Below are 18,081 nucleotides of genomic sequence, written 5' to 3'. Positions count from 1 at the left end.
ACCAGCCTGAAGCACGCCACGCACTTCAAGCGCCACAGCCAGGCGGGCATGGTGATGGTGAACCTGCCCACGGCGGGGGTGGACTACCACGTGCCCTTTGGCGGGCGCAAGGGTTCCAGCTACGGGCCGCGCGAGCAGGGCAAGTATGCGCAGGAGTTCTTCACCACGGTGAAGACGGCGTATACGTTGGCTTGAGGCGGATTGCGACTGGAGAGTCACCGCCTGCGTGCCCCGCGCGGGTGTAACCAGGTTTTTCGAGTGCTTTTGCTAAGCTGGCGTCCCTTCGCGGCCGATCGCCATCACTTTGCATCTTCATGAAAATAGCCACCTGGAACGTCAACTCCCTCACTGCACGCCTGCAGCATGTGCTCGACTGGCTGATCGCCAATCCGGTCGATGTGCTGTGCCTGCAGGAGCTCAAGATGAGCGACGACAAGTTCCCGCTCGACGTGCTCAAGTCGGCCGGTTACGAGGCGGCCGTGTTCGGCCAGAAAACCTATAACGGCGTGGCCATCCTGAGCCTGGCGCCGATGCATGACGTGGCCAGGAACATCGGCGGCTTTACCGACGACCAGTCGCGAGTGATTGCCGCCACCATCGAAACACCGTCGGGCCCGCTGCGGGTCGTGAATGGCTACTTCGTCAACGGCCAGGCGCCCGGCACCGAGAAGTTCGAATACAAGATGGGATGGCTGCGCGCCTTGCGCGAATGGCTGCGCGCCGAAATGGCGGCGCATCCGAATCTGGTTCTGGTCGGCGATTTCAACATCACGCCGGAAGATCGCGACAGCTACGACCCGATCGGCCTGGCCGAAACCATCCACCACACCACCGAGGAGCGCGAGCATTTCAAGGCGCTGCTCCAGCTGGGCCTTGCGGACAGTTTTCGCCTCTTCGAGCAGCCTGAGAAGAGCTACTCGTGGTGGGACTACCGGATGCTCGGCTACCAGAAGAACCGCGGCCTGCGGATCGATCACATCCTGGTGAGCGAGCCCCTGGTGCCGCGCGCCAGGGGTTGCATCATTGACCGCGTGCCGCGCAAGTGGGAAAAACCAAGTGACCACGCCCCCGTGGTGCTGGAACTCGACCAAGGCGCCTGATGACCATGAACATACGCACACTCGCAACCCTTGCGGCCGCACTGGCGCTTGCCGCCTGTTCGGCGCTCAAACCGGCGGAAAAGCCCGGCGACGGCAAGCCGGGCCCTTCTTCTGCACCCGACGAGGTGGCCAGCCCCAGAGCCGATGTCCCTACCGTTCGCCTGATCACCGCGCAGACTCCCGCTGTGCGGGCGTATCGCAAGACCGGTGCACGCCAGATCTACAACGCCTATCCGCAGCGCATCTACAAGGGGAAGATTCCTCCGCTGGTCTATGCGGTGGTGGTGGTCGAGACCGATCTGGACGCCAACGGCAACGTGAAGAACGTGACGTTCAGCCGCGTGCCAAGCCATGCACCCGAGGTGCCGCCGAAGATTGCGGAACTCATCAAGGCGGCGTCGCCGCTGCCGAGCCCCGGGCGCCTGGGCGGGCATACGTACGTCGACACGTGGCTCTGGGACAAGAGCGGGAACTTCCAGCTCGATTCGCTGACGCTAGGGCAGCGAAGCCGGTAACTAGCTCGCCCCCAGTCGTCGCGCGGCGGCTTTACTCGATCCCCAACTCCTGGATCTTCCGGGTGATGGTGTTGCGGCCGATGCCCAGCTTCTGGGCGGCTTCGATGCGGCGGCCGCGGGTGTTGGCGAGGGCGGTGAGGATCAGGCGCGATTCGAAGCGGCGGGAGAGCACGTCCCAGACGTCGGTGCGGCCGGCTGCGAGCAGCGCCTGGGCTTCGATCTCGAGGCCGCTTTCCCAGCTGCTTGCGCCGACGAGCCCTTCGGTGGGCTCTGAAGGGGCACCCGCGGGGGCCGTTTCGCGCTCAGGGATCGACGGTGAGAGCTGCGGTGCGGGTTGCGCGGGCATTGCGGCACCGCTTGCCTCGGTCGCTTGTCCCGGAGGGCCGCCTGCCGCGGCCATGACTTCGGGCGGCAGGTCCTTGGCTTCGATGAGTTGCGCCGGGGCCATCACGGTCAGCCAGTGGCAGATGTTCTCCAGCTGGCGCACGTTGCCTGGGAAGCTGAAGGCCGCGAGCTTGGCCAATGCAGCGTCGGAGATGCGCTTGGGCTCGACGCCGAGCTGGCGCGCGCTCACCTGCAGGAAGTGGCGCGTGAGAGCGGGCACGTCCTCGCCGCGCTCGCGCAGGGCCGGCAGCCGCAAGCGGATCACGTTGAGGCGGTGGAACAGGTCTTCGCGGAAGCCGCCGAGCTTGACGCGCTGCTCCAGGTCCTGGTGGGTGGCCGCGATGACGCGCACGTTGGCCTTGACCGAGTTGTGGCCGCCCACGCGGTAGAAATGCCCGTCGCTCAGCACGCGCAAAAGGCGCGTCTGCAGATCGAACGGCATGTCGCCGATTTCGTCGAGAAAGAGCGTGCCGCCCTCGGCTTGTTCGAAGCGGCCGCGCCGCATCGTTTGCGCGCCGGTGAAGGCGCCGCGCTCGTGGCCGAACAGTTCGCTCTCGAGCAGGTCCTTGGGGATGGCCGCGGTGTTGATGGCCACGAACGGGCCGTTGGCGCGCGGCGAATGCTTGTGCAGCGCGCGGGCCACCAGTTCCTTGCCCGAGCCCGATTCGCCGGTGATGAGCACCGTGACGTTGCTTTGCGAAAGGCGGCCGATGGCGCGGAACACGTCCTGCATGGCGGGCGCCTGGCCCAGCATTTCTGGCGCGGCGACCATGCGCTCCTCCGCGACTTCCTCGCGCTGGCTTTCGTCGACGGCGCGGCGAATGAGCTCGACGGCGCGCGGCAGGTCGAAGGGTTTGGGCAGGTATTCGAAGGCCCCGCCCTGGAACGCCGACACGGCGCTGTCGAGGTCGGAGAACGCGGTCATGATGATGACCGGCAGGCCGGGGTGCTTGGCCTTGATCTTGTCGAGCAGGTCGAGCCCGGAGCCGCCGGGCATGCGAATGTCGCTCACCAGGACCTGGGGGCCCTGCTGCTCGTCGTCTTCGGCGAGTTCGAGCGCGGCCAGCACCTCGCGCGTGTTGGTGAAACTGCGCGTGGGCAAGTCTTCACGCAGCAAGGCCTTCTCCAGCACGAAGCGGATCGATTGGTCGTCATCAACTATCCAGATCGGCTTCATGCATCTCCTTGTTGCCGTGGCTGCTAGGGCAGCGGTATCAGTATCTTGAAATCGGTTCGGCCCGGGACGCTGTCGCACTCGATCACGCCGTGATGCTGTTGCACAAAGGTTTGTGCGAGAGTCAATCCAAGCCCTGTCCCGCCTTCCCGGCCCGATACGAGCGGATAGAAGATGCGGTCCTTGATCGTGTCCGGCACACCCGGTCCATTGTCGATGACATGCAATTCCAGTGCCAATCGATACCACTGCTTGTTGAATATCACTTGCCGGGCGATACGGGTCCTGAAAGTGATCTGCGCGTCGCCTGCGGCACGGCGCTCGACCAGGGCCTGCGCGGCGTTGTGGACGATGTTGAGCGTGGCCTGGATGAGTTGCTCGCGGTCGCCGCGAAACTCGGGAATCGACGGGTCGAAATCGCGCTCGATGTGCAGGTCGCGCGGAAATTCCGCAAGGATGACCGAGCGCACGCGCTCGCACACTTCGTGGATGTTCACGTCGCCCACCACGTGCGGGCGCCGGTGCGGCGCCAGCAGCCGGTCGACCAGCGTCTGCAGCCGATCGGCTTCATGGATGATGACTTGCGTGTATTCGATGAGGTCGCGCGACTCGACCTCCATCTGCAGCAACTGCGCCGCGCCGCGAATACCGCCCAGCGGGTTCTTGATTTCGTGCGCGAGGTTGCGGATGAGTTCCTTGTTGGCCTGCGCCTGGTCGAGCAGGCGTTCCTCTCGGTCCTGGCGCACCTGCTGCTCGAGCGGCGACATCTCGATGATGAGCTCGCCCGTCTTGTCGCCCTGTGCGAGCGTGACCTGCACCGGCATCAGCTCGTGATTGACCCGGCGCAAGAACGCCTCGTAGCGCAGCGTGGCGAAGTCGTTGCTGCGCGCGCCGTCGATGGCGGTGCGCAGCACGTGCGGCTCATGAAAGCAGGCACCGAACTGAGAGCCCTCGAGCGTGCGGCGCGACGTGCCCAGCGCGTCTTCGAGCGCCGCGTTGGCAAACAGCACCGAACCGTTCGTACTGACCACGGCAATCAGCGTCGACAACAGGTCGAAGGACTGGAAGCGCAGGCCGGCGCCAGTCGCCTTCTTCCCGAACACCATGGCTTTACTGCTTGGCCGGCAGGCGGCCGAGTTCGCGGCGGATGCCCGCGATGTCGCTCTCGTTGCGTGCCAGCTCGGCTTTCATTTCAGCCACGCGATCGAGGTATTTTTGGTAGTTGCGGCCTTCGCTGCCCTGCTTTTCGGGCTCGCCGTTGTTGTATTCCTTCTGCAGCTCCGCCTGGCGGGCTTCGGCCTTCTTCAGCTCGGACTCGAGCACCGAGCGGGCTTCGCCATCGCGGGCGCGCTGGTCGACGCCTTCGACACGCGGGCTGCCAGCCGGCGCACGCGCCGCGGCCTGCCCGGAACCGCTGCTCGCGGAACCGCCGCCCGAAGGCTTGGTGCCCTGCACGACGGTGACGTTGCCACCTTCCAGGACCTTGCAGCCTTTTTGCTGCGCCACGGTTGCATTGTTGGTGTATTCATTGCCGCAGCGCCACACGCGCTCCTGAGCCGACGCCGGCAAGGCGACAGCCAACAATGAACCAGCCAGGAAAATGAGGGAAGCAGTCTTCATGAGAATCGGTGGATGGCGCGACAAAGGCGCATTTTCCTGCAATTCGACGCCATCGGTGACAAGATGTTCCGCGTCAACGAAAAAGGACGGCCGCAGCCGTCCTTTTTGTCTTACTTAACCGTCAGGGGCTTGCGCCCACCGATTTAGAGTGAGTAGTACATGTCGAATTCGACCGGGTGGGTCGCCATGCGGAAGCGCGTGACTTCCTGCATCTTGAGCTCGATGTACGCGTCGATGTAGGCATCGGTGAACACGCCGCCCTTGGTCAGGAACGCACGGTCCTTGTCGAGGTATTCCAGAGCCTGGTCGAGGCTGTGGCACACGGTCGGGATCAGCGCGTCTTCTTCCGGCGGCAGGTGGTACAGGTCCTTGCTGGCGGCTTCGCCCGGATGGATCTTGTTTTCCACGCCGTCGAGACCGGCCATCAGGAGCGCCGCGAAACCGAGGTACGGGTTCATCAGCGGATCGGGGAAGCGCGCTTCCACGCGGCGGCCCTTGGGGTTGGCCACGAACGGAATGCGGATCGAAGCCGAGCGGTTCTTGGCCGAGTAGGCCAGCTTCACCGGGGCTTCGAAGCCGGGCACCAGGCGCTTGTAGCTGTTGGTGCCGGGGTTCGTGATGGCGTTCAGGGCACGGGCGTGCTTGATGATGCCGCCGATGTAGTGCAGCGCGAAGTCCGAGAGGCCTGCATAGCCGTCGCCGGCGAACAGGTTCTTGCCGTCCTTCCAGACCGACTGGTGCACGTGCATGCCGGAGCCGTTGTCGCCGACGATGGGCTTGGGCATGAAGGTGGCGGTTTTGCCATAGGCGTGGGCCACGTTGTGGATCACGTACTTCTGCAGCTGGACCCAGTCAGCGCGCTGGACCAGCGTGCTGAACTTGGTGCCGAGTTCCATCTGGCCCGCATTGGCCACTTCATGGTGATGCACTTCGACCGGGATGCCGAGCGATTCGAGCACCAGGCACATTTCCGAGCGCATGTCCTGGAAGCTGTCGACCGGGGGAACCGGGAAGTAGCCGCCCTTGACGGCCGGACGGTGACCCGTGTTGCCGTGCTCGTATTCCTTGTCGGTGTTCCACGAAGCTTCTTCGGAGTCGATCTTGACGAAGCAGCCCGACATGTCGTTCTTCCAGCGAACGCCGTCGAACACGAAGAATTCAGGTTCCGGACCGAAGTAAGCGGTGTCGCCCAGGCCCGAAGCCTTCATGTAGGCCTCTGCGCGCTTGGCGAGCGAGCGCGGATCGCGCTCGTAGGCCTTGCCGTCGGCGGGGTCGATCACGTCGCAGGTCAGGATCAGCGTCGTTTCTTCGAAGAAGGGATCGATGTTGGCGGTGTTGGGGTCGGGCATGAGCTGCATGTCCGAGGCTTCGATTCCCTTCCAGCCAGCGATGGACGAGCCGTCGAAAGCATGGCCCGAGGTGAATTTGTCTTCATCGAAAGCCGAGACGGGCACGGTCACGTGCTGCTCTTTGCCGCGGGTGTCGGTGAAGCGGAAGTCGATGAACTTGACCTCGTTTTCCTTGACGAGCTTGAGTACATCGGCGACGGTCTTTGCCATCAGTTTCTCCTGAGTTGGATGGTGGTTAGGAATACAGGGACGAAGGATGCAGTTTCTGTGCCATTGTCGCCTCTCCGGAAGAGGCTCCAGCAAGCGCCGCAAACCCCAAAAAAAGGCGAAAAATCACTGATTTGGTGCACAGAAAACTAGCGCACCAATTCCGGGCCAAGCTTCGCATCATAGGCGTGCAGGCCCTCGATCAGTTGCGCGTAGGCGGCGTCCAGGCAGGCAGGGTCGCCCTTGACGCCGAGTTCAATGTGGCGGCCGTACTCGGGATGGTCGACGCTGGGCAGGCTGAACACCTTGATGCCTGCGTGCGCCGCTTCGATGGCCTGCATCAGCGGCGTGAGCGTGGCTTCCATGGTGCCGAAGACGATGACCGATTTTTCAGCCGACTGGCCGCTGGTGAACATGTGTGCGTAGCGCTCGTCGAGCACCGATTCGATCATGGGCCACGCCATCACCGGAAAGCCGGGCACGAAATGGACGTGATCGATGCTGAAGCCCGGGATCTTGTTGTAGGGGTTCCGGATGATCGTCGCGCCCTGCGGAAACACGCCCATGTTGAGGCGGTGGATGTTGTCCGGCCGGTCCGGCTCGTAGGCAACGCCCTGCTCGCGCGCGGTGTCCTGCATGCGCTCGCGGATCAGCAGTTCGGCCTCGGGGTGCAATTCGAGCGGCACGCGCAGCGCCGCAGCGGCGCATTGGCGGGTGTGGTCGTCCGGCGTGGCGCCGATGCCGCCGGTCGAAAAAACGATGTCGCCCGAGGCAAAGGCCCGGCCGAGGGCGGCCGTGATGCGCGTTGGCACGTCGCCCACGTATTCGGCCCAGCCAAGCTGCAGGCCGCGCGCGGCGAGCAGTTCGATGACCTTGGGCATGTGCTTGTCGGCACGCTTGCCCGAGAGAATTTCATCGCCGACGACGATCAGTCCGAATGCGCAGGTCATGGGGATTTCCACTGTGAAAGAACGGCCTGGTCGGCCTCGATGGCTGGCGAGCCTTCCGGGGGAGCAGCAGCGGCGCCGCGTTTTGCGCGCAACTGCGCCAGGGCATCGAGGCAGTAGTGGCCGAACCAGAGTGCCGAAAAGGCAAACACCAGCGTGTAGATCCAGATGGCGAGGGGCACCAGCACGAAGAAGGCGGCGGCAAACAAGAGGCCCGAGGCCCAGACGATGCTGGGTGCGGCCCCGAGGTACCCGCACAGCACGCCGATGCACAGAAGCGGCAGCCGATGGGTGCGCAAAATGGCGGCCCGCTCTTCGGGACTTGCGTGTTCGGCAAGCGCATCGAAGCTCATCACACGGTAGGTGAGCCAGCCCCAGATCAGCGGCGGCAGCACGAGTACCAGCGGCGGAATGAGCCACAGCGGCATCGAGACCACGAGCGCCACCAGCGCCAGCACCGTCACGCCAAGCGAGCGCGCCACACCGCCGAAAAAAGATGCGCCCTTCTTGCGCTCGAGCACGGGAAAGCGGCGCTGCGCCACCAGTGCCGTAAGGGGCGGTGCCATGAAACCGGCCACGATCAGGAGCGAAACCACCACGATCAACGGCGTTGCGGCCACCACGACCACCAGGGGCGCCAGCACGGCAGTGGCGTCGCCCGAAAAAAGGCGCCCGATCCAGCCCCAGAAGCTCGACAGCAGGGGCCAGGCGTCGAGCGCGTCGCGCGTCCATGCCACCGTGGCGTCCCAGAAGAAATAGCCGAACCCTGCGGCCAGCAGCACCATCAGGCCCAGGGGCAGCAGCGACAGCACGATCACGCGCGGCAGCATGCAATAGGCGACCGCGCGCCAGAAAGAGTCGAGGAGCAGGCGCATTGGGTGCGAAGGATAACCGGCTCGGTGTAGGCGGCCGATCAGCCGCGGCCGACCATTCGCTTGAAGCCGAGCCACTGCTGAGCCCAGAAGCCGCTGCCGTAGTCGCGCAGCCTTCCGTCAGGGCCGGGCTCGACCTGATCGCGGATGCCGGTCGGGTCGTAGCGCTCTTCGAAATTGGCTGTGCGAAAGAGCATGTCCCACCACGGCAGCAGCACGCCGAAGTTGTGCCCGCCCAAGGTGTGGGCGCCACGCGATTCATGGCCCAGACCGATGCTGTGGTGCAGCCTGTGAAAGCGCGGGCTGATCCACAGCCGCTCGCCGAGGGCGCCGAAAGCGAGCTTCAGGTTCGCATGCTGCAGGCTTTCGCTGAGCTGCGTAAAGGCCACGAAGGCGATGAATTGCCCGGGTGCCACGCCGATCAGCTGCGCGACGATGACGATCAGCGTGTCGTGCACGATGTCGTCGAGCAGGTGGTTGCGGTCGTCGCTCCACATGGTCATCTGGCGCTGCGAATGGTGCAGCGAATGCAGGCCCCACCACCAGTTGAACTGGTGCTGGCCCCGGTGGATCCAGTAGCCGACAAAGTCGAGCACCACGAGGTAGATCGCAAACGCGACCCATGGCACGTCAGTTACGCCGGGCCAGACTTCGTCGAGGTGAAAGGTGCCAAAGCCCGCGGTGCGCAGGCTCCCGATGGCTTCGTCGAACAGGGGCTCGAGCGTGAAGAACATCGCCAGCCTGAAGACGCCCAGGCGGTGGATCAGCGTGTAGAGAACGTCGATGCGAATGGCGCGGCGATCGGTGACCGGCTCGACGGCTCGCCAGCGCTGCAGCGGACCGATGACCGCGAGCAGCACCACCACCTGAATCAGCCCGACCAGCAGCCAGCCGGTGGCGTCGAAGGCGTCTTCCGTCCATCCACCAAGGCCGACCGCAAAGACCAGGGGCTGGACCACCGCCTCGAAGAACCAGGCCTGCAGCGCCGAAAATGCGTCCGTCAACCAATCGATCACGACAGCGGCCTCAGGGATGTGACGCGATCCAGGCGCGGTATTGCGGATGCTGGCGCAGGGTCTCGAAGCAGAAGCCCTTGGCCTTGAGCCCGACGATCAGGGGCTCGAGATTGGCCGGCGCCCACGGGTCCTTTCGCGACCAGATGCCCAGGTGCGCGACCAGAATGTCGCCGGGGCGAATGTTCTCCAGCGCCTGTGCCAAGAGCTTCTCGTTGCTGAATTTCTCGCTCGGCAGCTCGTCGCCAAGGAACCCGGCAGGCGCCCAGCCCACGTGTTCGAAGCCGCAGGCCTTGGCTGCCGCGAGCAGCCGGGGCGAGGTCTTGCCGCCCGGTGCACGGAACAGCGGCAGTGGCTTCTTCCCGGTGATGAGCGCCAGCCGCTCGGACGCTTTGCCGATGTTGGCGCAGTACTCGGCCGCGCTCCAGGTGAACTCGCGGCCCGCGAACGTGCCCGCCGATGGCTTGATGCGAAAGCCCGGCTCGACGCCCTTGAGATCGCCGCGCCAGTACGCATGGTCGTACGTGTGGGAAGCGAACTCATTGCCCTCGGCCGCTCTCGCCTTCCACCACGGCGCCCATTGGCTGTCGAGGCTGTCGCCGTCGGTCTGCGTGCGCTCGGCGGCAGCAAAGAAGGTGACGCGGACGTTCTGGCGCTTGAGCACGTCGGCCACCAGCGGAGCAACGCCCATGTGACCGGTGTCGAAGGTCAGGTAGACCGGCTTTTCGCAGGTCGCGCCTTGCTGCGCCCAGGCACTCGGCATGGCTGCGCATGCGACTGCGAAGACGATGCCGGACAGCCCGCGGAGCCGGATCGAACCCGCCCGCTCAGATTCTTTTCGCATGGTCCAGCGTCCAGACGCCGTGCGGCGAACGGCCGACATTGACCTGGCGCACGACCTTCTGGGTCGCCAGGTCGACCACGCTGAGCTTCTTGGCCCAGCGCGAGGTAACGTAAAGGGTCTTGCCATCGGCCGACACGTCCATGCAGTCGGGGCCGCCCGGCACGGGGTAGGTTGCGCTGACCTTGAGCGTCGCCAGGTCGATCCGGCTGATGGTGTTGGCCACCCGGTTGCTCACGAAGACGCTCTTGCCGTCGCCGGCCGCGCGGAAGGCGTGCGCGCCCTTGCCGGTCGGGATCTTGCCGACCAGCTTGGGCTCAACGCCCGCCACGTCGAAGACCTGCACGCCGTCGCTGCCAGTGAGGCCCACCAGCAGGGTCTTGTCGCCGTGCACGCCGAAGATGTCGGCCGGCATGGGGCCGGTGGCCATGCGCCAGCGGATGGTCTGCGTGGGCAGGTCGACGGCGATGAGCTCGTCGCTGTCCTGCATGGTCACGTAGGCGATGGTGCTGGTGGCGTCGATCCAGATGTGGCTGGGCGTCTTGCCGGTGGCAATGCGTTTGGCGAGCTTCAGGTCCTTGCCGTCCCAGCGGTAGACGTCGACGTGGTTGAGCCGGTTGCCGGCCGTGACGAACCACTTCATGTCGCGCGAGAACTGCAGCTGGTACGGATCGATGATGCCGTAAACCACGCGCTGCACTTCGGCGGTTTTGGGGTTGAGGAAAGTGAGCGAATCGCCCGCCGAATTGGCCACGATGACCGACTTTTCGTCCGGCGTCATGTAGATGTGGTGCGGCTCCTTGCCGGTGGCGATGCGCTGCTTTTCGGACCAGTCGGCGGGGTTGATCACGCTGACGCTGGCATCCAGCGAATTGAGCACGAAAATCGGCGGGGCTTCGGGTGGCGCAGCGGTGGCGGCTTGCGCCGCCCAGACCGTCACGCAGGAAAACAGGAAGGCCGCAATGCGGCCGTTCGGTCGGGCAAGGGATCGCAAGGGAAAAGTTCCGGAAGAGTGCTGTCGATTATCAACGTCCCGACCTAACGGCTGGCTGACCGCCGGGTCCCTGGTGGCCTCAAGCCGGTGTTTTTTCACGCAGTGCGGCAACCTGTTCGGCGGTGAGCCATCGCCATTGGCCGGGCGCGAGGTCTGCGGGCAGCGGCAGCTGGCCGATGCGCGAGCGGTGCAACCCCTCGACCCGGTTGCCGACCGCGGCCAGCATGCGCTTGACCTGGTGGTATTTGCCCTCGGTGAGCGTCAGCCGCAGGTGCAAGGGACTGTCCGATTCGCAAGCGGCTGCGCGCACGGGCTTCGGATCGTCGTCGAGCACAACGCCGGCCAGCAGCTTGGCCATTTGCGCCTCGTCGACCGGATGCTTGGCCGTGACCTCGTACACCTTGGGCACGTGGTGCTTGGGGGAGCCCATCCGGTGGATGAACTGGCCGTCGTCGGTCAGCAACAACAGCCCGGTCGTGTCCTGGTCGAGCCGGCCGATGGCCTGCACGCCCTGCACCGCGCCCTTGTTGGGCCGCAGCCGCAGCGGGGACGGCAAGAGCGTGTAGATGCTCGGGTAGGTCGAGGGCTTTTGCGAGCACTCGGTACCCGCCGGCTTGTGCAGCATCAGGTAGGCCTTCTCGTGGTACGCCCACTCGGTGCCCTGGACCGTGAAAAGGAGGCCTTCGGGGTCGAGGTCGGCGAACGGGTCGTTCACGACCTTGCCCGCGATGGTCACGAGGCCTTGCTGGATCAGCCCCGCGCACACGCGCCGCGTGCCGAAGCCCTGGGAATAAAGAATGTCTTGAAGGTGCATGGCTCGCCCCCAGGCTTCGCGCACTTCGTGTCGCTGCGCCCACCCCCTGCCGGGGGCAACACCAGTGGGCCCGGCAAAGCCGGTTCCACGGTGTTCCGCGCATGCGAAAAAAGCTGAGCCGGGGTATTGGTAATTCAGTAGCCGAGTGCCAACCCGGTGTTGCGGCGGGGGTCGTTGGCGCCGTAGAAGCGATTGGCACCGACCGGCTTGCCGCCCAGCGACGGCGCGCCGACGATGATCGCCGCCAGGTGGTTGGCTGGCTGCGGCACACCCAGGTTGTGGCCCATGTCGGTCAGGATCTTGCGGGTGTCGGGGCTCAGCGCAAAGGTTTCGACGTTGGTGACGTCGGGCAGCCATTGCTGGTGGAAGCGCGGCGCATCGACGGCTTCCTGCACGTTCATGCCGTAGTCGACCACGTTCAGGATGGTGTGCAGCACCGCGGTGATGATGCGGCTGCCGCCAGGCGTGCCGACCACGAACACCGGCTTGCCGTCCTTCGAGACGATGGTCGGGCTCATCGAGCTGAGCGGCCGCTTGCCCGGGGCAATGGCATTGGCTTCACCCTGCACCAGGCCGTACATGTTGGGCACGCCGATCTTGGCGGTGAAGTCATCCATCTCGTTGTTCAGCAGCACGCCGGTCTTGTCGGCTGTGACCTTGGCGCCGAACCAGTCGTTGAGCGTGTAGGTGACCGAGACCGCATTTCCCTGCTGGTCGGTGATCGAGTAGTGGGTGGTGTTGCTGCCTTCGTGCGGCGCGACGCCGGGCTTGATGTCCTTGGAGACGCCGGCCTTCTTGGGATCGATGGCGGCGCGGATCTTCTCGGCGTAGCCCTTGTCGAGCAGGCGGTCGAGCGGGTTCTTCACGAAGTCCGGATCGCCCAGGTAGCTGTTGCGGTCGACGTAGGCGTGGCGCATGGCCTCGATCTGGTAGTGCACCGACTCGGCCGAGCGAAAGCCCAGGTCCTTGAGAGGATAGCCTTCGAGGATGTTGAGCATCTCGCAGATGATCACGCCACCCGAGCTCGGCGGCGGCGCCGACACCACGCGATACCCGCGGTAGTCGCATTCGACCGGCGCCAGTTCGCGCGTCTTGTATTGGTCCAGGTCGGCCTGGGTGATGATGCCCTTGCCGGCCTGGCTCGACGCCACGATGGCCTGCCCGACCCAGCCCTTGTAGAAGCCGTCCACACCCTTGGCGCTGACGGCGCGCAGCGTCTTGGCGAGGTCTTTCTGCACCAGCTTCTGGCCGACCGCGAAGGGCTCGCCCTTGTTCAGGAAGATCGCGCCGGAAACCGGGTCTTTCTTGAAGTCGTTGGTGGCGGTGCGCAGCATGTCGATGTCGCCCTGCTCCAGCGCAAAGCCTTTCTCGGCCAGCTGGATCGAGGGGGCGATCAGGTCGGCGCGCTTCATGGTGCCGTATTTCTCGCGCGCGTATTCCATGCCCGACACGGAGCCGGGCACGCCCACGGCCAAGTGGCCGTTGGTGCTCAGGCCCTTGATGACGTTGCCGTCCTTGTCGAGGTACATGTTGGCCGTTGCAGCCAGAGGTGCCTTCTCGCGGAAGTCGAGAAAAGTCTTGCGGCCGTCGGCCAGCTGCACGGTCATGAAGCCGCCGCCGCCAAGATTGCCCGCCGCCGGGTACACCACGGCCAGCGCATAGCCCACGGCCACCGCCGCATCGACCGCGTTGCCGCCGCGCTTGAGCACATCGACGCCCACCTTGGTGGCCAGGTGCTGCGCACTCACTACCATGCCGTGTTCGGCCGCGACCGGCGCCTGCGAGGCGGCATTGGAAGCACTTGCGCCCGCCAGGACGAGCGCGGCCGCCACCGCGGCGCGCAATGTTGGAGTCCAGTGGAGTTGCTGCATGGAGAAAGTCCCTCGTTGAGTTGGATGATGATGAAAGGAGATAGACCGCGTCATGCGACCAGTAGCGCCTTGCGCCGCAAGTCGTTCAAGCCAAGCGCCACATGCTTCAGCGCGAGTTCCTTGATGGCCGAAGTTTCGGTCAGCGGCTTGTCGTTCTGAACGAATCTCAGGCGATCGGCAAGCACCTCGCCCACCAGGTGGTCGGCCAGCATCTCGTGCGAATGCGCACCATCGAGCAGCGGCAACAGGCAACGCTCGAGCGCGGTGAGTTCCACGGAATCGTGCCATTGGTTGCAGACACTGGCCGAGTTTCCGGCCGACAACGCGAGACCGGATGCGGTTCGAACCGACTGCAGGGCACGCGGGCACGCCGATATCTCGGTGGCGACCTGCACTGGCCCGCGCCGCATACGCACGGCGCCAAGAATAAGCAGTTCTTCGAGCATCGACAGCACGTGCGGCTCGACGGACGTGCGCGCCTCACCCGTGACAGACACCACCGCGGCGACCAGCGCCTCGAACGACGTGCTGGCCGGGTAGCGGGAATCGAGCACCTGCGCCAAGGCCTTGTGCACCGGCAGGCGCAGCGTCACCGTGAGATTGCGCAGCGCCCTGCACGGCTGCTCGCGCGTATCGAGGGTCAGAGCGCCGCCGTCCGCCGCCGCGAACACACCGGCGAATTCAAGTCCGCGAATGCGGTCGTGGTCGAGCCGGTAGCGGATGTCGCCGCCGCGGCCCTGTTTGACCAGCAAGGTCTGGCGAAAGGTGCGATTGACGAGAAAGTCGAGGTACTGTTCCATCAGCACCTGGCTTCCGCCGCACTCGCGCAGCAGCGGCTCACGAACCTTTTCGCCATAGTTCTGCACGAACATGGTCGAAGGCTCTGCATCCGCGAGGTAGGTAAGCCCATTCGCTTCGGCGCGCGCGGCAAACTCCTTGAAATAGCAAGGTGCGTTGCAGGGCTCGAGGAATTCGTGCAGCAGGTAGTAGCTGCTGGCACTGCGCACAATCGGCATCGTCTCTTCGAGCGTTTTCTTGAGAACGCTGTCCGAACGGGCCGACTGCTCCAGAAACTCGAGCATGCCGCGTGCATAGGACAACTGCTCTTGCGGAGTATCTCGCGGGCCGCCGCGCAGGATCATCGCGTCGCGCACGATCTCCCTCGCCTTCCAGCCCGGGTACACGTTGTAGCTGACGTAGGCGACGCCGTCCGGCGCAAGGTTCTCGCTGCAGATGTGGAGAATCGCATCCTGCACCGGACCCGGCACCCAGCTGTAGACCCCGTGGCAGACGATGTAGTCGAACTGGCCGAACGATGCATCGACCTCGGCGAGGTCGAACACCCGCAGCTCCATATTCGGCAATGACGCGCGGGAAATCGCACGTGCACCCTGCTCCACCTGGACCTTCGACAAGTCGAGGCCGAGGGCACTGGCCTCTGGATGGCGAGCGGCGAACGGAATCAGGTTGCCGCCTGCGGCGCAGCCAAGCTCCAGCACCCTCGCCCGGGCGGGAGCAGGCGTCCGGAGGCCGAACAGGAACGCGATGGCTTCGAGATGCTCGACCGCCGTTTGCGGGAACGGGTGCGATTCATAGGGCACCGCGTCGTAATAGCTCGTGAGCGTCGAAGTCAGTGAATCGGGCACGGCGTCCTTTTATTGCGGATCGAGGCGGGCAGCCGCGCCCCTTGCGAGACGCGGAGCCGTTGTGGCGTGACAGCGCCCGCTGACTATAGCCGTGCGTCAGACCAAAAAAAAGCCAACCGGCAAGCGGTTGGCTTTTTTGTGCTGGATGGTGGAGCTGGGGGGATTTGAACCCCCGTCCGCAAGCCTTCTTCGCGCAGTTCTACATGTTTAGTGATCTGATTTAAGTCTCGCTTCCGAAGTCGCGCAGTCACACGCTAAACCGGACGCCAGCACCCTATTTTCTCGCCCCGACCCAAGGTACCCGGATCGGAGCCAGCCCATGTAATTATCCTTGCAGCCGGGAGGTCAGGATTGCTCCAGACCCCCTTGCCCAGCCCATCGGCCAACTGTTGCAAGGCTCACTGGCAATTAAGCAGCGAGTGCGAAACGTTCGTCGTTTGCAGTTAGTTTGTTTGAATCTGTTTTACGAGCGCATTCAGCTCGACATGCCCCGCTGCGATTCCGAACCCACGTCGAAACCAGTGCAGCCCCAAGCTCACCATTTTAGGCCGGGTTGAGGTATTGCAAGAGCTCCAGGGGCGAAGTAATTGCGGCGTCGGCCTCCCAGAGGGTCGCATCGGCCTGAGGCCCCATGTAACCATAGGTAGCAGCAATCGTCCGCATGCCCGCAGCGCGCCCCGCGATGATGTCGCGTTCGTCGTCTCCCACGTAGATGCAGGCGCTGGACGGAATTCCAAGCCGCCGCGCTGCTTCATGCAGGGGTTCGGGATGGGGCTTGGAGAAAGGCGTCGTGTCACCGCTCACGATGGCGCCGGCGCTGCTGAAAAGCGGAATCGCGCGTGTCAGCGGATCGGTGAAACGGGCCGACTTGTTGGTGACCACGCCCCACGCCAGTCCGCGTGCACAAATCGCGTCGATGAGCGCCTGCACCCCGTCGAACACCTGCGTATTGAGCAGCATCCGGTTCTCGTAGGTGACGAAGAACTCTTCACGTAGTTCGGGAAACTCCGGTGCGTCGGGCGTGATGCCAAAAGCCACGCCGAGCATGCCCCGAGCCCCGGCGCCAGCCATGAACCGATAGCGCTCCAGCGGGTATGACTCGAGGCCGCGATCGGTGCGCATCTTGTCGGCGGCGGCGCCCAGATCGGGCGCGCTGTCGATCAGCGTGCCGTCCAGATCGAACAGCACGGCCTTGATTGCGGTGGCCGTCACGCCGACAAACCCGTCGCGAGGGCCGGCTTCTGCGTGGCGAACATGTAATTGACGCTGGTGTCGCCGCTGAGCCAATACCGGCGCGTCAACGGGTTGTGCTCCATCCCCCGCGTGTGCCTGAGGTCGAGGCCCGCTACGCGGCAGTGTGCCGCCAGTTCGCTGGGCCGAATCAGCTTGGCGTACTCGTGCGTGCCGCGTGGAAGCATGCCCAGCACGTATTCGGCGCCGACGATGGCCAGCATGAAAGACTTGAGGTTGCGGTTGATCGTCGAGAAGAACACCCAGCCGCCGGGCTTCACGAGCGTGGCGCAAGCCTTGACGATCGACGCGGGCTCGGGCACGTGCTCGAGCATTTCCATGCAAGTCACGACATCGAAACTGCCAGGTGCCTCCGCTGCGAGCGCCTCGGCGCTGATTTCACGGTATTTGACGCCGCTGGTGCCGGCTTCGAGCGCGTGCAGCCTCGCAACCTTCAGCGCCTTGCTTGCCAGGTCGATCCCAAGCACGTCGGCGCCTTTTCGGGCCATCGAATCGGCGAGGATGCCTCCGCCGCAACCGATATCGAGCACCTTGCGCTGCGAAATGGGCGCAATTCCGTCAATCCATTCCAACCTCAACGGATTGATTTCATGGAGCGGACGAAATTCGCTGTCCAAATCCCACCAGCGATGGGCAAGCTCCGAAAACTTGGCGAGTTCCGCCGGATCGGCATTCACGTTATCTGTCATGACGCGATTATGAAACGGAGAACGGGCCGATGAAGGCCGCGAGGCGCTTGCCCCTTGTCCGAAAGGAATTGGAAAGGCATAAAAAAACCCCGCCGAGGCGGGGTTTGTTTTAGCGATTCAATCGAATCACTTGTTGGCGCGGGTGCCGACCACTTCGATTTCCACGCGGCGGTTCTTGGCGCGGCCTTCCTTGGTCTTGTTGTCAGCCACAGGCTGCTTCTCGCCCTTGCCTTCGGTGTAGACGCGGTTGCGTTCGATGCCCTTCGAGACCAGGAAGGCCTTGACGGCTTCGGCGCGGCGCACCGACAGACGCTGGTTGTAGGCGTCCGAACCGATGGAGTCGGTGTGGCCCACAGCGATGATGACTTCGAGGTTGACGTCACGGATCTTCGAGACCAGGTCGGTCAGCTTAGCGCGACCTTCAGGCTTCAGAACCGACTTGTCGAAGTCGAAGAATGCGTCAGCAGCGAAGGTAACCTTCGAAGCAGCGACTTGCGGTGCGGGCGCGGGAGCGGCCGGTGCAGTAGGAGTCGGGATAACTGCAGCAGGTGCTGCGGCGACCAGGGCACCGTCGCAACCGGCGGCGGCGGTAGCCGGCGTCCAGTTGGCATCGCGCCAGCACAGTTCATTGGTGCCGTTCTTCCAAACCAGTTCGCCGGTGCCGTTCTGCCAGTTGTCGATCGTAGGACCGCCATTCGCAGCGGTGACACGGGTCTGCGCGCCGGCGGCAGTGGCGAGCGCAGCGACTGCAAACATCATCGCCACTTTATTCAGTTTCTTCATGGTTCTCCTCT

At 64.4% G+C, this 18,081-nt stretch carries 18 protein-coding genes and 1 other RNA gene; 3 read left to right on the top strand and 16 right to left on the bottom strand.

Going from position 1 to position 18,081, the window contains the following annotated elements; translation table 11 throughout:
- The 3 genes from J2X92_RS22775 to J2X92_RS22765 all read left to right on the top strand — a co-directional run.
- The coding region (locus tag J2X92_RS22775; RefSeq protein ID WP_307574720.1) for an aldehyde dehydrogenase family protein at window positions 1–195 on the top strand (195 nt) is incomplete at its 5' end.
- 119 nt (window positions 196–314) lie between these two features.
- Window positions 315–1,100, top strand: coding sequence for an exodeoxyribonuclease III (xth, locus tag J2X92_RS22770; RefSeq protein ID WP_307578988.1), 786 nt, complete (start codon window positions 315–317; stop codon window positions 1,098–1,100).
- On the top strand, window positions 1,100–1,615 hold the full coding sequence (locus tag J2X92_RS22765; protein ID WP_373424872.1) for a hypothetical protein: 516 nt from the start codon (window positions 1,100–1,102) through the stop codon (window positions 1,613–1,615). The genes xth and J2X92_RS22765 overlap by 1 nt, the downstream gene beginning before the upstream one ends.
- A 31-nt stretch (window positions 1,616–1,646) precedes the next feature.
- Here the strand turns inward: J2X92_RS22765 and ntrC are convergent, their stop codons facing one another.
- From ntrC to ompA, 16 genes are all read right to left on the bottom strand, one after another.
- A complete protein-coding gene (gene ntrC, locus J2X92_RS22760; protein ID WP_307578983.1) occupies window positions 1,647–3,176 on the bottom strand; it encodes a nitrogen regulation protein NR(I) in 1,530 nt (509 codons plus the stop codon).
- A 23-nt stretch (window positions 3,177–3,199) separates the two neighbouring features.
- The gene (gene glnL, locus J2X92_RS22755) at window positions 3,200–4,279 is read right to left on the bottom strand and encodes a nitrogen regulation protein NR(II) (protein ID WP_307578981.1); all 1,080 of its coding nucleotides are present in this window, start codon (window positions 4,277–4,279) and stop codon (window positions 3,200–3,202) included.
- 4 nt (window positions 4,280–4,283) lie between these two features.
- Complete coding sequence (locus J2X92_RS22750; protein ID WP_307578979.1) at window positions 4,284–4,793, bottom strand: hypothetical protein; 510 nt, start codon at window positions 4,791–4,793, stop codon at window positions 4,284–4,286.
- A gap of 143 nt (window positions 4,794–4,936) precedes the next feature.
- Window positions 4,937–6,352 carry a type I glutamate--ammonia ligase gene (gene glnA / locus J2X92_RS22745; protein WP_012746775.1) on the bottom strand — a complete coding sequence of 472 codons (1,416 nt, stop codon included), beginning with the start codon at window positions 6,350–6,352 and terminating at the stop codon, window positions 4,937–4,939.
- Between the two features lie 146 nt (window positions 6,353–6,498).
- Window positions 6,499–7,299, bottom strand: a complete 801-nt coding sequence (locus J2X92_RS22740) for a competence/damage-inducible protein A (RefSeq protein WP_307578977.1) — start codon at window positions 7,297–7,299, stop codon at window positions 6,499–6,501.
- On the bottom strand, window positions 7,296–8,171 hold the full coding sequence (locus J2X92_RS22735) for an EI24 domain-containing protein (RefSeq protein ID WP_307578975.1): 876 nt from the start codon (window positions 8,169–8,171) through the stop codon (window positions 7,296–7,298). Before J2X92_RS22735 ends, J2X92_RS22740 begins: the two co-directional genes overlap by 4 nt.
- A gap of 38 nt (window positions 8,172–8,209) precedes the next feature.
- Window positions 8,210–9,184 (bottom strand): sterol desaturase family protein, encoded by a 975-nt coding sequence (locus J2X92_RS22730; RefSeq protein WP_307578973.1) that lies wholly within the window; start codon window positions 9,182–9,184, stop codon window positions 8,210–8,212.
- A gap of 10 nt (window positions 9,185–9,194) precedes the next feature.
- Entirely contained in the window at window positions 9,195–10,025 is an 831-nt protein-coding gene (locus tag J2X92_RS22725; protein WP_373424871.1) for a polysaccharide deacetylase family protein, read from the bottom strand.
- Entirely contained in the window at window positions 10,009–11,016 is a 1,008-nt protein-coding gene (locus tag J2X92_RS22720) for a YncE family protein (protein ID WP_307578971.1), read from the bottom strand. Before J2X92_RS22720 ends, J2X92_RS22725 begins: the two co-directional genes overlap by 17 nt.
- Window positions 11,017–11,095: 79 nt before the next feature.
- Window positions 11,096–11,830: a pseudouridine synthase gene (locus J2X92_RS22715; protein WP_307578969.1), complete on the bottom strand. Its 735-nt coding sequence runs from the start codon at window positions 11,828–11,830 to the stop codon at window positions 11,096–11,098.
- Window positions 11,831–11,964: 134 nt separating this feature from the next.
- Window positions 11,965–13,701 carry a gamma-glutamyltransferase gene (gene ggt, locus J2X92_RS22710; RefSeq protein ID WP_307578967.1) on the bottom strand — a complete coding sequence of 579 codons (1,737 nt, stop codon included), beginning with the start codon at window positions 13,699–13,701 and terminating at the stop codon, window positions 11,965–11,967.
- 50 nt (window positions 13,702–13,751) lie between these two features.
- Window positions 13,752–15,347: a methyltransferase regulatory domain-containing protein gene (locus J2X92_RS22705; RefSeq protein WP_307578965.1), complete on the bottom strand. Its 1,596-nt coding sequence runs from the start codon at window positions 15,345–15,347 to the stop codon at window positions 13,752–13,754.
- Window positions 15,348–15,493: 146 nt separating this feature from the next.
- Window positions 15,494–15,878, bottom strand: a transfer-messenger RNA (tmRNA) gene (ssrA, locus tag J2X92_RS22700).
- A gap of 12 nt (window positions 15,879–15,890) precedes the next feature.
- A complete protein-coding gene (locus J2X92_RS22695) occupies window positions 15,891–16,559 on the bottom strand; it encodes an HAD-IA family hydrolase (RefSeq protein WP_307578963.1) in 669 nt (222 codons plus the stop codon).
- Window positions 16,556–17,287 (bottom strand): bifunctional 2-polyprenyl-6-hydroxyphenol methylase/3-demethylubiquinol 3-O-methyltransferase UbiG, encoded by a 732-nt coding sequence (gene ubiG, locus J2X92_RS22690; RefSeq protein WP_307578961.1) that lies wholly within the window; start codon window positions 17,285–17,287, stop codon window positions 16,556–16,558. The genes J2X92_RS22695 and ubiG overlap by 4 nt, the downstream gene beginning before the upstream one ends.
- A gap of 126 nt (window positions 17,288–17,413) precedes the next feature.
- The gene (gene ompA / locus J2X92_RS22685; RefSeq protein ID WP_307578959.1) at window positions 17,414–18,070 is read right to left on the bottom strand and encodes an outer membrane protein OmpA; all 657 of its coding nucleotides are present in this window, start codon (window positions 18,068–18,070) and stop codon (window positions 17,414–17,416) included.
- Between the last annotated feature and the right edge of the window lie 11 nt (window positions 18,071–18,081).

It is taken from the genome of Variovorax paradoxus (genome assembly GCF_030811855.1).
Lineage (GTDB): Bacteria > Pseudomonadota > Gammaproteobacteria > Burkholderiales > Burkholderiaceae_C > Variovorax > Variovorax paradoxus_L.
The sequence above is the reverse complement of the archived record's forward strand: the minus strand, read 5'-3'. Positions and strand labels throughout refer to the sequence as shown.